The organism is Anaerococcus obesiensis, from assembly GCF_016599815.1.
In the GTDB taxonomy this organism is placed as follows: domain Bacteria; phylum Bacillota; class Clostridia; order Tissierellales; family Peptoniphilaceae; genus Anaerococcus; species Anaerococcus vaginalis.
Window position 1 is genome coordinate 75,644 of sequence record NZ_CP067016.1, and the last position, 14,828, is coordinate 90,471.

General features: G+C 31.7%; 10 protein-coding genes, 14 tRNA genes and 1 rRNA gene. 4 read left to right on the forward strand and 21 right to left on the reverse strand.

The window, feature by feature from the left end; translation table 11 throughout:
• Positions 1-32: 32 nt before the first annotated feature.
• Entirely contained in the window at positions 33-2,408 is a 2,376-nt protein-coding gene (locus I6H46_RS00375) for a coiled-coil domain-containing protein (protein ID WP_234287367.1), read from the forward strand.
• A 47-nt stretch (positions 2,409-2,455) separates the two neighbouring features.
• Positions 2,456-2,506, forward strand: a complete 51-nt coding sequence (locus I6H46_RS09555; RefSeq protein WP_234287424.1) for a hypothetical protein — start codon at positions 2,456-2,458, stop codon at positions 2,504-2,506.
• A gap of 458 nt (positions 2,507-2,964) precedes the next feature.
• Here I6H46_RS09555 and I6H46_RS00380 read toward each other — a convergent pair whose 3' ends face one another.
• The 6 genes from I6H46_RS00380 to arcA form a co-directional block, all read right to left on the reverse strand.
• Positions 2,965-3,849, reverse strand: a complete 885-nt coding sequence (locus I6H46_RS00380) for a peptidase (RefSeq protein WP_234287368.1) — start codon at positions 3,847-3,849, stop codon at positions 2,965-2,967.
• Positions 3,850-4,021: 172 nt separating this feature from the next.
• A complete protein-coding gene (locus I6H46_RS00385; protein ID WP_019117394.1) occupies positions 4,022-5,251 on the reverse strand; it encodes a S1C family serine protease in 1,230 nt (409 codons plus the stop codon).
• Between the two features lie 205 nt (positions 5,252-5,456).
• Positions 5,457-6,962, reverse strand: a complete 1,506-nt coding sequence (locus I6H46_RS00390) for a YfcC family protein (RefSeq protein ID WP_019117393.1) — start codon at positions 6,960-6,962, stop codon at positions 5,457-5,459.
• Between the two features lie 9 nt (positions 6,963-6,971).
• Positions 6,972-7,907: a carbamate kinase gene (arcC, locus tag I6H46_RS00395; RefSeq protein WP_004839169.1), complete on the reverse strand. Its 936-nt coding sequence runs from the start codon at positions 7,905-7,907 to the stop codon at positions 6,972-6,974.
• Positions 7,908-7,941: 34 nt separating this feature from the next.
• Positions 7,942-8,946 carry an ornithine carbamoyltransferase gene (argF, locus tag I6H46_RS00400; protein ID WP_019117392.1) on the reverse strand — a complete coding sequence of 335 codons (1,005 nt, stop codon included), beginning with the start codon at positions 8,944-8,946 and terminating at the stop codon, positions 7,942-7,944.
• Positions 8,947-9,024: 78 nt separating this feature from the next.
• Positions 9,025-10,254 (reverse strand): arginine deiminase, encoded by a 1,230-nt coding sequence (gene arcA / locus I6H46_RS00405; protein ID WP_019117391.1) that lies wholly within the window; start codon positions 10,252-10,254, stop codon positions 9,025-9,027.
• A 301-nt stretch (positions 10,255-10,555) separates the two neighbouring features.
• On the opposite strand from arcA, the gene I6H46_RS00410 reads away from it, so the two are divergent.
• Both I6H46_RS00410 and I6H46_RS00415 read left to right on the forward strand, forming a co-directional pair.
• On the forward strand, positions 10,556-11,818 hold the full coding sequence (locus I6H46_RS00410; RefSeq protein ID WP_019117390.1) for a helix-turn-helix domain-containing protein: 1,263 nt from the start codon (positions 10,556-10,558) through the stop codon (positions 11,816-11,818).
• A 25-nt stretch (positions 11,819-11,843) separates the two neighbouring features.
• Positions 11,844-12,548 (forward strand): B3/B4 domain-containing protein, encoded by a 705-nt coding sequence (locus I6H46_RS00415; protein WP_019117389.1) that lies wholly within the window; start codon positions 11,844-11,846, stop codon positions 12,546-12,548.
• Between the two features lie 213 nt (positions 12,549-12,761).
• Here the strand turns inward: I6H46_RS00415 and I6H46_RS00420 are convergent.
• The 15 genes from I6H46_RS00420 to rrf all read right to left on the reverse strand — a co-directional run bounded on the left by I6H46_RS00420 (position 12,762) and on the right by rrf (position 14,723).
• Positions 12,762-12,838: transfer RNA gene (locus I6H46_RS00420), tRNA-Arg, on the reverse strand.
• A 22-nt stretch (positions 12,839-12,860) separates the two neighbouring features.
• Positions 12,861-12,937, reverse strand: a tRNA-Arg gene (locus I6H46_RS00425).
• Positions 12,938-12,968: 31 nt separating this feature from the next.
• Positions 12,969-13,045, reverse strand: a tRNA-Arg gene (locus I6H46_RS00430).
• 29 nt (positions 13,046-13,074) lie between these two features.
• Positions 13,075-13,151: transfer RNA gene (locus I6H46_RS00435), tRNA-Arg, on the reverse strand.
• Positions 13,152-13,269: 118 nt separating this feature from the next.
• Positions 13,270-13,343: transfer RNA gene (locus I6H46_RS00440), tRNA-Gly, on the reverse strand.
• A 7-nt stretch (positions 13,344-13,350) separates the two neighbouring features.
• Positions 13,351-13,425 (reverse strand) — tRNA-Gly (locus I6H46_RS00445).
• A gap of 123 nt (positions 13,426-13,548) precedes the next feature.
• A tRNA-Thr gene (locus I6H46_RS00450) sits at positions 13,549-13,624 on the reverse strand.
• 50 nt (positions 13,625-13,674) lie between these two features.
• Positions 13,675-13,751: transfer RNA gene (locus I6H46_RS00455), tRNA-Asp, on the reverse strand.
• A 32-nt stretch (positions 13,752-13,783) separates the two neighbouring features.
• Positions 13,784-13,859: transfer RNA gene (locus tag I6H46_RS00460), tRNA-Val, on the reverse strand.
• A 3-nt stretch (positions 13,860-13,862) separates the two neighbouring features.
• Positions 13,863-13,937: transfer RNA gene (locus tag I6H46_RS00465), tRNA-Glu, on the reverse strand.
• Between the two features lie 198 nt (positions 13,938-14,135).
• A tRNA-Glu gene (locus I6H46_RS00470) sits at positions 14,136-14,210 on the reverse strand.
• 44 nt (positions 14,211-14,254) lie between these two features.
• Positions 14,255-14,331: transfer RNA gene (locus I6H46_RS00475), tRNA-Met, on the reverse strand.
• A 3-nt stretch (positions 14,332-14,334) separates the two neighbouring features.
• Positions 14,335-14,411, reverse strand: a tRNA-Met gene (locus tag I6H46_RS00480).
• 56 nt (positions 14,412-14,467) lie between these two features.
• Positions 14,468-14,542 (reverse strand) — tRNA-Asn (locus I6H46_RS00485).
• A gap of 64 nt (positions 14,543-14,606) precedes the next feature.
• A 5S ribosomal RNA gene (gene rrf / locus I6H46_RS00490) occupies positions 14,607-14,723 on the reverse strand.
• Positions 14,724-14,828: the final 105 nt, after the last annotated feature.

The following is a 14,828-nucleotide window of genomic DNA, read 5'->3' on the forward strand; positions in this document are numbered from 1 at the left end:
AGAAAAAATTTAACATTATGGAGGTTTAAATTTTGAAAAAGAATAAAAAATTCGCTACTGCCCTAATTTTGGCTATGGGCTTGGGGGTTGTTAATCCCGTTTATAATTCTTACGCATCTAATAATGATGAAAATATGGTAGAATATAGAGAAAATTCTACTGGCTTTGCTGATAATTTAAATGAAAAAAATCTTGAAAATGAACTTAGCAAGGCACAAAAAGAATTAGATCTTGCAAATGAAAATTTAAAAGCTAAAGAAAATGAAAAAATAGAACTTGATAAAAAAGTTTTATCTTTACAAAATGAACTTAATAAAGCCAATGAAAATAAGAAAAAAGCTGATAATGATTTTATTTCTGCTTACAAAAAACAAAGTGAGGCAAGTGACGAATATATAAATCTTAGCGAAAAAAAGAATAAACAAGTTGAGGCTGACAAAAATTTAGCCAAAGCAAAAGAAGAACTTAATATCGCTAAAAATCAACAAGAAAAAGCAAAAGAGAATTTAAATTTAGCTCAAAAAAATGCTGACGAAAAGAAAAAAGCCCTAGACTTGGCAAATAATAAGCTTGATGATGCTAAGAAAAATGAGAAAGCTCAAGAAGATATTTATGAGAATCAAGCAAAGAAAAAAGCAAGTGATGCCTTGGAGAAAAAAGATAAGGCAAAAAAAGATTTAGACCAAGCGAAAAAAAATTCTGATAATTTTTTGGAAGATCAAAAAGAAGATTTGACAGAAAAAAATCAAAATTATGATAAATCGAAATCAAAAGTTGATGATTCACGCAATTCTTTAAATTCTCAAAATGAAGATTTGGATAAACTCTATGCGTCTATTAAAAATTATGAAAAAGACAAGACTGATATAAGCGATAAAAAGTCAGAACTTAAACAAAATTTGCTAGAAGCCAAAGAAAATATTAAATGGCTTCAGCCGAATAGTGATGGGTATAAGGCAAAACAAAATGAAATTGATGATTTAAATAAGCAAATAGAAGAAATTGATAAAATTTGCAAAAAAATTACCGAAGATTACAAAAATTTATATAAAGAGGCTGAAAAAGAATTTGACATATTTAGAAATTATAATACTAATTTCAATGATCTCAAAGAAAATATCAAAGAAAAAAGCCAAGCAAATGCCAAAAATATTGTAATACAAGAAATTTTAGATGGAAAATTAAACAAGGATAATCTAGAAGAAAAAGCTAAAGCTGCAAATAATAAATTAGGTGACTTGTATTTAAAAAGAAATGGCAAAGGACATGATTACGAAATGATTAATGATGAATTCCACAAGGCTTGGATGAATTTATCACATGCATGTGAAGTTTTGCAAGAGCAAAAAAATATTGCTTACGATTCAAGTAGAGATGAGATTTTCAAAAAAGAAGCCAAAAAACTTATAAAAAAATATTCCGAAGAATTTGAAAATAATCTTGCAATATTAAAGGAAAAACTTCCTCTATTAAAAGAGAAAGCTGATATTTATTTAGAGTCTTTGGAAGAAGTTGAACAAGCAGAAGCTTATGCAAAAGCTTTAGAAAGTGCAAATATTTTGCTTGAACAAGTAGATAAAAATAAAGAAAATCTTAAAAATTTAACCGATTCTTTCAACCAAGCTAATGCCCAATACGAACAAGCACAAAAAGAATTAGAAGAAGCAAAAAATCTCCTAGATTCTAAGAAAAAAGAAATTGAAGCAAATAAAAATTTGATAGCAAAGGCAAACGAAGACCTAAACACAGCCAGCGAAAATTTGAATAAAACAAAAATCCAAAAAGATCAAGCTGACAAAAAGGTCAAAGAACTTGAAGATTTGATAAAAAATCTTACAAATAATTTGCCAGAAAAAATAGACGATGAAAAAATAAATGAAGCTAAGGAAAAATATAATAAAGCAAAAAACGAAGCTCAAAAAGCTCAAGAAATGCTTGAAAAAGCACAAAAAGAAGAAGATGAAATCAAAGCTAGACTTAATAAAGCACATGATGAAAAAACACAATTGCAAAAAGATATAGACAAGGCAAAAGATAACCTTGATTTAGCAAAAGATAATCTTAAAAATAAAAAAGACGCCCTAAGCTTACAAAAAGAAAAAGAATCTATCCAAAAAGCAAAAGCGTCGCTTGAAAATTTATTAAAAACTAGCAAGAAAATAAATGATAAAAATTTAAATAAGGTAATTGAAGAAATAGAAAAAGCTCTTAAAGGCGAAAATCTAACAATAAATGATATTCTTTCATTAAATAACAAATTAACCGACGCCTTAAATAATGTAAAATTAAAGCCAAAAGATGAAAGCACTAAACCACAAGATAGTGATAAGGGAAAAAACAAAATATTCAAAAAGATAAAAATAAAAATATTCAAAACAATGAACATAATAGAAAGACTCAAGGAATAACCTCTCCAAAAACAGGAATTGAAAGCCTATCCTTTGCAGGAACTTCCTTGGCACTTTCCCTATCAGCTCTTTTTGCTTTAAAAAAGAAAAGAAAATAAACTCACAAACTCTTTAATATATTTTTAAAAAATGAGTATCAACCAAGGTCTTAAAGGCTAGGTTGATACTCATTTTTACATTTTTAAATTTTATTATTTTCAAGACTATGTAAATTAAGATAAGCTCTTTTACTAAAAATTGACAAATATTGATACACAAAATTATTTACAGAACCATAAGAATTTATATTTAGATTTAAGTTTTTAAAAAAAATTATCAATTAATTTTTCCTTTAAAGTAGGCTCTTATTTAAAATTCAATAATTTCGATAAAAAATGAGTATCAAACCAAGTCACAAAGACAAGGTTGATACTCATTTTTGAATTTTTAATTTTTTAAAATATTAAATTTTATTATTTTCTTTTACTTTTAAATAAACCTAGGCTTGATGCTCCTAATAAGCCCAAAATTGCTGATAGGCTGCCAACTCCTGTTTGTACATTTTCTCCAGCATTATTTACTTTATTGCCTGTATTTGCTGTGTTTGCTGTATTTGTTGTGCCTGTTTTTTTATTTTTTCTGTTAGGATTTTTTGGCTAGGATTTTGTGGTTTTTGATTTGCCATATCGTCTATGATTTTTACCAATTCTAGATCATAAGCATCGCTTTCGCCCTTTCCATACAAAAGATCCCTTGCGAACTTTTCTTTGACATAACCAAGTATCTTTGAAATTTCTTCCCAAGTTGTTGCTTTTTGTAATTTTTCATATTTACGTCTCATAGCATCAACTTCTTCTTCAGGAGCAGGAGGTTCTCCATTTATACCATTCATTATTTCAAAACCCAAAAAACCTAACTCTCCTTGTTTACATTTTTCAAAAGCACCCTTTTCATTTAAAAGTTCACTCATTTTATATTCTTTAGGTTTTACTTTCTTTTCGTCTTTTGGTTTTTCTTCGTTAGTTTCTGGATTTTCTGTTTTGTCATCTGGTTTTCCTGTTTCGCCGTCTGGCTTTTCTTCTCCGCCTTCTGGTTTTTCTGTTTCGCCGTCTGGCTTTTCTGGATCACCTTCTGGTTTTTCTGGATCGCCTTCTGGTTTTTCTATTTTGCCTTCTGGTTTTTCTGGGTCGCCTTCTGGTTTTTCTGTTTCGCCGTCTGGCTTTTCTGTTTCGTCATCTGGCTTTTCTTCTCCCTTTTCATTTACTGGAGCTTTCTTTATAGTAATTTTTTTATCTTCTACAGTTGGTTTTTCTTCTGTTTTTACTGTTTCACTAGTTTTAGCTGGCTCTTTTAAGATTTTTTCTAGTGTTTTTTCTTCATTTGCTTTTGCATCAGGAATTAATAAGCTTACTCCTAGTGCCAAGGCTAGACTTGCGCTTATAATTTTCTTATTTTTGTTCATAAATTTTCTCCTTTTATTTATTTTTTTAAATATTCTTTCACTAAACATTATATATATTGTCAAATATTTTAAATATTTATCCATAAAGGAAAATTCGAAAATTTCTAAACTATTTCCAATAAAAAACATGGGCAAATTAATCAATTTTACCCATGTTTTTGGTCTTTATTTTTTATGGTCTTAGCCAATCTGGCAATTGTTGACCTTCTTTTTCTTCTTTACTGTCTTCTTTTTTTGGATTTGCCTCTTTAAATTCTTCTACGTTTGATGAATCCATTGTAAATTTGAAATCTATTTCTTTTTTCTCGCCTGCTCTTACAATTTGAATTTTGCAAGTATCTCCTACGCTATAATTTAATAGAATCTTTTTTAGGTTGGACATATCTTTTACTTTTTGTCCATCTATTCCTGTAATTATATCGCCTTTTCTGAAATAATTATTCGCATCATCTGAGATTGATTGTACAAATACTCCGTCTTCACTTCCTACGTTTTTGCTATCTATATTATTGTATTGTAAAAGTAAATCCAAATTTATTCCTGTAATTCCCAAATATACTGAATTAAATTTGCCGTTTTTGGCTATTTCTTTTATAACTTTTTTTGCCAAATTTACTGGAATTGCAAATCCTATTCCATCAGAATTTCCTGCCTTTGCTGTATTAATTCCTATAAGTTGTCCTTTTGAATTTAGCAAGGCTCCTCCTGAATTTCCGGAATTTATTGCAGCGTCTGTTTGCATTAATCCATCCATTTGTGCTCCATTTTGGAATGAAACTGTCCTATCAAGTCCTGAAATTATTCCGCTTGTAACTGTTGATTGTAATTGAAGTCCTAATGGATTACCTATTGCTACTGATTTATCTCCTACTTTTACTGTATCGCTATCGCCTAAGTCGATTGGTTTTAAATTATTTGCCTCGACTTTTATAACTGCAAGGTCCAAGGTTGTATCATTCCAAACAAGTTTTGCTTTTTTTGTTTTATTATTTGAAAACAAAACATTGATTTCGCTTGCATCTCCATTGCCTACAACGTGTGAATTTGTCAAAATATATCCATCTTTTGTAACGATTGAGCCTGAGCCGACTCCTTCAACATAGCCTGTTTGTTGACCTAAAATTGTATTTTGTGTAGTTTTTGTTTTTGTTGTAATTCCTACAACAGAATCTATACTTTTTTCGACAACTGCTCTTTCCATTGTCATCTCATCGTTTGTTGTTATATTTACTACATTATTTTTTTTGGTATTTGAATTTGTATTAGCTTCTTTTTTATTATTATCTGATGTTTTTAATGAGCTACCCAAAAGTGAAAAAACTAAAAATCCACCCAAAACAGCTCCTATAAGTCCTGAAAGAAAATTAGAAAATCCACCAGAACCACGATTTCTTCTAGCCATCTATTCCTCCTTATTATTCTTTCCTATATTATTATATAAAAAATTGTAAATAATATGTTATAGATAAGTATAAATTTGATTTTGTAAATTTCTTTAAATGATTCTTCTAAAATTATTTTTAATTTTTTATAATTAATTTCTTATTTATTTTTTTTGAAATAAAAAACAAACCCAGAAAAATCTGAGTTTGTTAGTTTTGTTTTTATTACATTACAGCCATTGCAATTGATAAAATTACAATATTTGCAATCATTACTATAAAGAATGGTTTCTTTACCCATTTCAAATATGTTGAATATTCTACTCTTGCTGCTGCAAGTCCACCCATTACAACTCCTGATGTTGGTGTAATAAAGTTTACAAGTCCACAAGCGCCACAGAAAATCATGATCATTATGTTAGGGTCATATCCTAATTGATGAGCAAGAGATCCCATGATTGGAATTGATAATGCTGCAAGTCCTGATGTTGATGGTACTAAGAATGATAGTAACATGTAAATCAAGTATGCAAGTGGTGCGAATACAAATGGAGAAACTCCTCTTAGCAATTTAGCTGAATTTTGTAGGATGTAGAAATCTAAGTGAGTAGAGCTCATTACTACTGTAATTCCTCTTGCTACTGCTATGATTAAACCTACTGATAATAAATCAGCAGCTCCTGCGATAAATCCATCTACAAATTCTTTTTCGCCAATTTTTGCAACTATAGCTATTACTATACTAGATAGGGTAAATAGTGCTGCTAAGTCTTTGAAGTACCAATATCCTAATGGATTACCTGTCAAGAAATCTGACCAACCAAATGCTTTCAAATAAGCTTCTTCGTCTCCGTGGAAATTGATGTCTACATAAGAAATTAATGATATAATCATTATTGCAAATGTTATAGCAAAAACTGTTAATACAGCTTTGTGTGTTCCAGTAAATTCTAATTCTTCTCCGTTATCGTTAGAGAAATATTCTTCCATAGCGTTTTTTTCGTCAGCGCTTAGAACGGAAGATTCTTTGTTTTCTAATAATTTTTTAGCATAATTCAATACAAATTTTATAACGATTAAATCTGTTGACAACCAAAGGATAACACCTATAACCATTACTGTTGTTGCATTAGATTTTATACCAACTGATTCTAATGCTCCCATAGCTGCTGATGTAGCGAATGGGTTGATTGTAGAACCTAGTACTCCGGCTCCAGCTCCAAGTAGAACTGTTCCTACTGCTACCATTGTATCAAGTCCAGCTGCTACCATTGCTGCTGTGATTAATGGATAAAAACCAATTGTTTCTTCTGCCATTCCGTATGTTGATCCACCAACTGAGAATAGGAACATTAATACTGCAATTAGTCTTCCTTCTTTACCTTTGTTTTTTCTTACTAAGGAACGAATTCCTGCTTCCATAGCACCAGTACTCATTACTATACCGATGAATCCACCAATACATAAAATAAATATAATTAGATCTGCGGCATCCATAAATCCATTTGGAATAGCCATAATAAAGTCACTTAAACTAGCACTTTGTACAGTAACTGTTTCTCCAGCTTTAACTGCATTTATAAGATCTTCATATTTGCCTGGGTCTAATGATTTAATAATATCTGAATCGATTGCTTGACCACTAGCTAATAAAGTTATTAAACATACAGCAGCTAGAACTATCATCAAGATAGAAAATGCACTTAGTGATTTTTTCTTACCTTTTTTCATAGTATTCTCCTATTTTTTTATTATAGTACCTGTCTTTCCTTCTAATGCTTCAGCTGCTTTTTCTAAAGATGTAATTAGTGCAAGACCTTGTTCTGATTTTTCAACAAATTCTAAACAAGCTTCTACTTTTGGTAACATTGAACCAGGAGCAAAGTGTCCTTCTTCAATATATTTTTTAGCTTCATTAACAGTCATTTCTTTGATTTCTTCTTGATTTGGTTTGTTGAAATTGATCATAACTCTATCAACTGCTGTTAATATTACTAACATATCAGCATTTAATTCTTTTGCTAATAATGCAGATGATCTATCTTTATCTATTACAGCTGGCACACCTTGTAATCCTTCTTCTGTATCTATTACCGGTACACCACCTCCACCAACTGTTATTACTATATTACCATTTGAAACCAAATTTTCCACAACATTTATTTCAATGATTTCTTTAGGTATTGGGCTTGCTACAACTCTTCTGTATCCCCTACCTGCATCTTCTACGTATTCGTAGCCGTTTTCTTCGTGTTTGGCTTCAGCTTCTTCTTTTGTTAAGAAACTTCCTATTGGTTTAGTTGGTTTATTGAAAGCTTCATCATCTTTGTCAACTAAAACTTGTGTAACAACGCAAGCTATTTCGGAATCTTTGCCTCTGTTTTTTAATTCATTTCTTATTGATTGTGATAAATGATAACCAATGTATCCTTGGCTCATTGCGCCACATTCTGGAAATGGCATTTCAGGTGTATTTCCACCTTTGTTTGCTGAAAATTCCATTGCGTTATTTATCATTCCTACTTGTGGACCGTTTCCGTGTCCTACTGCTACATCGTAGTTTTCTGATAAATCTACTATTGTTTTAGCTGTCTTTTTTACTAATTCTAATTGCTCTTGAGGGGTATTGCCTAAAGCATTACCCCCTAGAGCGATAACTAATCTTTTTTTTGTCATCTATTAAATATATCCGTTTCTATTTTTATTTTTTCTATTTTAATGTTGCATACATAATTGCTTTGATTGTATGCATTCTGTTTTCTGCTTGATCAAATACTTTACTTTGTTTTCCTAGGAATACTTCGTCTTTTACTTCCATTCCATCAAGGTCATATTTGTCTCCGAATTTTTCGTTTACATCTATACCTGTTGTTGTGTGAAGATCGTGGAATGATGGTAGGCAGTGTAAGAAGATTGCATCATCATCTGCTAAATCCATAACTTTTTGGTTTACTTGGAATGGATGAAGTAATTCAATTCTCTTTTCCCAAACTTCTTTTGGTTCTCCCATTGATACCCAAATGTCTGTATAAACTGCGTGAGCACCTTTTGCTGCTTCTTCTACGTTTTCTGTAAATTCTACTTTTGAACCGTGAACTTTTGCAAATTCTTTTGCTTCTGCAATTAATTTTTCATCTGCCCATAATTCTTTTGGACCGCAACCTGTGTAGTTGATTCCAAGTTTAGCACATGCTACCATTAATGAGTTGCTTACGTTGTTTCTGCAATCGCCCATAAATACAAAATTTAATCCTTTTAGGTAACCAAAGTTTTCTTTGATTGTAAGCATATCAGCAATCATTTGTGTTGGGTGGAAATCATCTGTAAGACCATTCCATACTGGAACTCCTGAATATTTAGCTAATTTTTCTACTAATTCTTGGTCAAATCCTCTGTATTCGATTCCATCATAAAATCTTCCCAATACTTTTGCTGTATCTTCGATTGATTCTTTGTGTCCCATTTGGCTTGAACCTGGATCAAGGTATGTTACTCCCATTCCTAAGTCCATTCCAGCTACTTCAAATGAACAACGTGTTCTTGTTGAAGTTTTTTCGAATAATAATACTATATTTTTTCCTTCTAGATATCTATGTGGTGTTCTTGTTAATTTTAATTTTTTGAATTGTTCACCTAGATCTATTAGGTATTTGATTTCATCTTCTGTTAGGAATTTTAATCCTAGTATACTTTGTCCTTGTAAATTTACTGGCATATTATTATCTCCTTATTTTGAAATTTTTTCAATATTTTATATTATAACTTTGTTTAAATTTTGTGACTAACTTACTTCTTATAGTTCTCTTTCTAATGGCATTGACATACATCTTGGACCACCACGACCTACTGTTAGGTTTGATGCATCTAATTCTAATACTTCAATACCTTCTTTTCTTAGTACTTCGTTTGTTACTGTATTTCTCTTGTAAACTAAAACTTTTCCTGGAGCAAGTGTTAATGTGTTTGAACCATCATTCCATTGTTCTCTTTCTGCAGCTATTGGGTCTCCACCACCACATGGGATTAGACGTACTTTTTCGATTCCTAGTGCTTTTGCTAAGATTTCGTCTAATTTTCCTGAAGCTGTTTCAATGTGTAAATCATTGTTTGCTTCATCTTTTGTTATGATTTTAACTTCCATTTCTTTGATTATAGCTGGATGGTATGTGAATGCATCGTAATCGATTTGTGTAAATACTGTATCTAAGTGCATGAATGCTCTGTTTTCATCGATTTTTAATGCGTAGATTTTTTCAATCTTGTTTTCATTTTCTCCAAAGAATAATTTTTTAGCTAATACTTTGATTGCTTCATATTGTGTTCTTTGTGAAATACCAATTAATAGTGTTGTTTCATTACCGTTGAATGTATCTCCACCTTCTATATGGTATTCGTTATCTCTACCATAAAGATTTGGAACATTTCCTTTGTATTCTGGGTGGAATCTAAAGATATAATCACAGTAGATTGTTTCTCTATTTCTTGTTACAGAATACATTCTATTGATAACTGCACCGTTTCCTACTGATGCAAATGGATCTCTTGTAAAGTATAGGTTTGGCATTGGGTTAATTGCAAGATATGATTTTCCTACAACCATTTCATGAAGATCTTCTTCTGTGAAAAGTCCTAGTTCTTTTAATGTTAAACCAGCCATTGTTTTTTCAACAAATTCTTTTGTATCTTCAATTTTTTCTAAATATTCTTTAGCTTTTGCAAGGATTTCTTTATCTTCGCATCCTGTTTCACTTAAATATTGTTCTAAGAAAGTTTCTCTTAAACCTTCGTTAGCATCTAATGTTTCTGTCATTAAATCTTCAAGATAAACAACTTCTACTCCATTATCTCTCATGATATTTGTAAATCTATCATGTTCTTCTTGAGCTAATGCTAGATCTGGAATATCATCGAATAATAGTTCTTCAAGAGTTGATGGAGTTAAATTTAATAATTCATCTCCTGGTCTGTGAACCAAAACTCTTTTTAGTGGTTTAATCTCGCTTGTTACTTGAATCTTTTTCATAATTCCTCCTAAAATATATATAAATAGAGTGTATCTCTTTACTTGAATAAAGTTTCGTTTTGATTTTTTCATTCAAGATAAATTTTAGAGCCACTCATATCGTTTACATCAATAGTATACTCTAACCGTTTCATTTTTACACGACAAATTTCGGATAGTTTATTGTAAATTATATTCAAATGAAAATGTTTTTATAAGTGTTTTTATGAAAAATTATTAATAAATGGCTAAAAATTAGTAAATTAGCTTAAAATATTATATAATATAAGTATATATCAAACTAAAATTAAAGAGGTTATTTATGGTTATAAGTAATATACAAACCAAAATTTCTGCAATTTCAGATTTATCAAAAATATGTAATTTTGAAGTAGAATTTCAAGACAGCTCTACCACTACTTTAATTCACAGTACAGCAAGACTTCTTTTGTTCAAAAAAGGCAAGGGAAAATTTATGATAAACGGGGTTGAGTATCTAATCGAAAAAAATACCATGATTTCTATTCTGCCTTGGGATATTACAACTATCACTGATGTTACAGAAGATTTGGAATTTTACAAAATCGTATACAATTTTCAAATTATAAATGACGATTTGAAAAATATTTGTAATTTTAGGAAAAATCAAATAAATTCTATAGAAGTTTTATCAAAAAATCCTATAAAAATTCTTGATAGCAAGGCTTTTCATGATATGAAAAATTCCTTTATTGAAATCAAAGACGAAGTCGGAAATGACTCTTTCCAAGAAGAAATTGATGAAAAACCATATTCTGATGAATATCTTATTTCATCAATTATAAGAATTTTAATTAAATTTTTAAGATTTGAAAACAAAAATGAAATAAGTACCAAGCAAAATTATGAACATCAAATTCAAATTAATCAAATTCTTAGGTATATGTATTCCCACATGAGCGAAAAATTAACACTTGACAGACTTGCCTCTACATTTTTCATTAGCAAATCAAGTCTTACAAAATATTTAGAAGAAAACATTGGATTTACTTTCTCAGAATTATTAAATAGGATTAGATTTTCAAAAGCAATCGACTTACTAATGTTTTCTGAAAAAAGTCTAAATGAAATTGCAAAACGCGTTGGCTATACAGACTCATCACACTTTACAAAAATATTTGAAAATACTGAAGGAATCAATCCTGGCGAATTTAGAAATTATTACAATATTAAACAAGTTAGTCTCAAACAATCTGAGGCAAAACTTCTTGATAGTGTTATAAATTATGAAATCAAAAACTATACTGACACAGATCTTACAATTGGAAAAGTAGCCAAAGAATTTGGCATTTCAACATCTGAAGTAAACAGATTAATTTATTTCCAATTTGAAAAAAATTTCTACGAATATTTAGATTTTCTTAGGATTTCAAAAGCATGTGAAATGTTAAAAACAACAGATTTAAAAATAATAGATATAGCAATGAAAGTCGGGTATAATTCAACAAGAACTTTCCAAAGAGCCTTTAGCAGAATAATTGGTGTATCCCCTAATAAATTTAGGACAACAATAAACTACCAAGACTCTGAAGGAAATATAATATAGTAGGAAAAAAGAAAAGGAGAAAATTATGAAATTTATAGCAAGCGAATCTTTTTGGGATTTATTCCCTGAAGCAGAAATAGGACTTATCCTATTTAAAGACATAAAAATGGAAGAAAAATCAAATAGAGAAATAAGAGACGAACTTGATAATGCAAACGAAAAAGCTCTAGATTATCTTACAAAACCAGTATTTAGCGAAAATCCAGTAATAAAAGTGTGGAGAGATGCCTTTAAATTATTCAAAACAAAAAAAGGAGCACGCTGTTCAATAGAAGCCCTATTAAAAAGAGTGGCAAAAGACAAAGACGTTGGAAGTATCAATCCACTAGTTGACATTTACAATGCTGCATCATTAAATTATGCCCTACCATGCGGAGCTGAAGATATAGACAAATTTGTAGGCGATGTAAAACTTGAAATCACAGAAGGAAATGATCCTTTCCAAGCTATAGGAGATGACAAAGACTCCCCAACCCTAGAAGGCGAATTATGCTATAGAGATGAAAAAGGCGCAATTTGTAGATGTTTTAATTGGAGAGATTGCCAAAGAACAATGATAACAGAAGATACAAAAAACGCAATACTTTTTATGGAAAACATAGATCCAGATAGAAAAGACGATTTGAAAGAAGCAATAAACTATCTAGCAGAAAATTTAGAAAAATATTTGGAAGGAAAAGTAGAAATTCACTTTTTAACAAAAGATAATCCAAGCATAGAAATCAAATAGAAAAAAATGTCTGTTGCAAAATAAAAATAATCAATAATTAGAGAAATTCAAAATTTCAAAGACTCAATATTGATTATAAAAAAATTTTGCAACAGTTTTTTTATGCAAATTTACAAAAAATAAATCAACGCATATAAAGATAAATACAAAATAATTAGAAAAAATAAAAAAGCAATAAAAAAGACCTCTAGCAAAACTAAAGATCTAAAATTCTGGCGCGGCATTGAGGATTCGAACCCCAGGCCTACTGGTCCGTAGCCAGTCGCTCTATCCAACTGAGCTAATACCGCTCAATATTTTTTATAAAAATATTGGCGCGCCTGAGAGGAGTCGAACCTCTGACACACGGATTAGAAGTCCGTTGCTCTATCCAGCTGAGCTACAGGCGCATAATTAAAAATATAATCTAAAAAAGATATTTGGCGCGCCTGAGAGGAGTCGAACCTCTGACACACGGATTAGAAGTCCGTTGCTCTATCCAGCTGAGCTACAGGCGCAAATTAAAAATATAATCTAAAAAGATATTTGGCGCGCCTGAGAGGAGTCGAACCTCTGACACACGGATTAGAAGTCCGTTGCTCTATCCAGCTGAGCTACAGGCGCATAATTAAAAATATAAGTTTATTAATATCTTAACAATATAATATGGTACTATCATTACCTACTGTAATATAGATTATACCACAAAATTTTAAAAAATAAAAATAATTTATAAAAAAAATGGAGCGGGTGAAGGGAATCGGACCCTCGCAACCAGCTTGGAAGGCTGGGGCTCTACCACTGAGCTACACCCGCATAAAATTGGAGCGGAAGACGGGATTCGAACCCGCGACCCTCGCCTTGGCAAGGCGATACTCTACCACTGAGCCACTTCCGCAAATAATATAAAAGGAAATAACAAAGTGAAAGCTAAAATAAATTATTAAATTAGCAAGCACCCAATTCCTATTTTTATTTTTAATAAACGTTAAAATTTATAATATAAAGGAAAACCTTAATATGGAGCTGATGATAGGACTTGAACCTACAACCTATTGATTACAAATCAATTGCTCTACCAATTGAGCTACATCAGCAAAATGGATTTCAATTGAAATCCAAGTCCTAAATTAAAAGGACAAATATCTGGCGACTTAGATGGGACTCGAACCCACGACCTCCGCCGTGACAGGGCGGCATTCTAACCAGCTGAACTACTAAGCCATAATTAAAATAGCCTAATATTAAAAATATTATGGTGGAAGTAACAGGGCTCGAACCTGTGACCCCCTGCTTGTAAGGCAGATGCTCTCCCAACTGAGCTATACTTCCATTTGGTGACCCTACCGGGATTTGAACCCGGGATACCGCCGTGAAAGGGCGATGTCTTAACCGCTTGACCATAGGGCCTCAATCATTATTATATTCATTAAACATACTTTTTTTTAACTTGCAGCAAGCTACAAATGTCTTAGTCAGCTTGTTGACAAAGTTGCAAAAAACTTTGAAACACCGCGACATCTGACCTACCATCAATTTATTTCATAAATTGGGTTAGGATCATAAACCGCTTGACCATAGGGCCATAAAATTATAAAAAAATATAAGTGGTGACTCCACCGGGATTTGAACCCGGGATACCAGCGTGAGAGGCTGGTGTCTTAACCACTTGACCATGGAGCCTAAAAGCTCCATGCTGGTTAATAAGCTAAGAGCTTATAAAAAAATGGTAGCGAAGAAGAGACTTGAACTCTTGACACTCCGGGTATGAACCGAATGCTCTAGCCAACTGAGCTACTTCGCCACATGGTTGCGGGAGTAGGATTTGAACCTACGACCTCCGGGTTATGAGCCCGACGAGCCACCAAGCTGCTCCATCCCGCGCTATAATAAATGCTAAGTTATGAGCTACTTGAAGCTATATCTATTTAAAGAAACATTGGCGCTCAGGGTGGGGCTCGAACCCACAACCTACCGGTTAACAGCCGGGTGCTCCACCATTGAGCTACCTAAGCACTCTAAATAAAAAAATCTTATATAAATACCTTCTATTATTAAAAATAGAAGATATTTTTATAAGTTTGGCAACTTCCTAGTCTCCCGGGAGGTCTCCCTCCGAGTACCATCGGCGTTAGAAGGCTTAACTTCTGTGTTCGGTATGGGAACAGGTGTATCCCTTCTGCCATCGTCACCATATTATGATCCTAACCCAATTTGTGTAACAAATTGTTGGTAGGTCAGATGTCGCGGTGTTTCAAAGTTGCTTGCAACTTTGTCAACAAGCCGACGAACTTTTTAACC

Coding starts and splice junctions, on each gene's coding strand:
- I6H46_RS00380 (WP_234287368.1), bottom strand. CDS start 3,849: ATGAACAAAAATAAGAAAATTATAAGCGCAAGTCTAGCCTTGGCACTA.
- argF (WP_019117392.1), bottom strand. CDS start 8,946: ATGCCAGTAAATTTACAAGGACAAAGTATACTAGGATTAAAATTCCTA.
- arcC (WP_004839169.1), bottom strand. CDS start 7,907: ATGACAAAAAAAAGATTAGTTATCGCTCTAGGGGGTAATGCTTTAGGC.
- arcA (WP_019117391.1), bottom strand. CDS start 10,254: ATGAAAAAGATTCAAGTAACAAGCGAGATTAAACCACTAAAAAGAGTT.
- I6H46_RS00410 (WP_019117390.1), top strand. CDS start 10,556: ATGGTTATAAGTAATATACAAACCAAAATTTCTGCAATTTCAGATTTA.
- I6H46_RS00390 (WP_019117393.1), bottom strand. CDS start 6,962: ATGAAAAAAGGTAAGAAAAAATCACTAAGTGCATTTTCTATCTTGATG.
- I6H46_RS00415 (WP_019117389.1), top strand. CDS start 11,844: ATGAAATTTATAGCAAGCGAATCTTTTTGGGATTTATTCCCTGAAGCA.
- I6H46_RS00385 (WP_019117394.1), bottom strand. CDS start 5,251: ATGGCTAGAAGAAATCGTGGTTCTGGTGGATTTTCTAATTTTCTTTCA.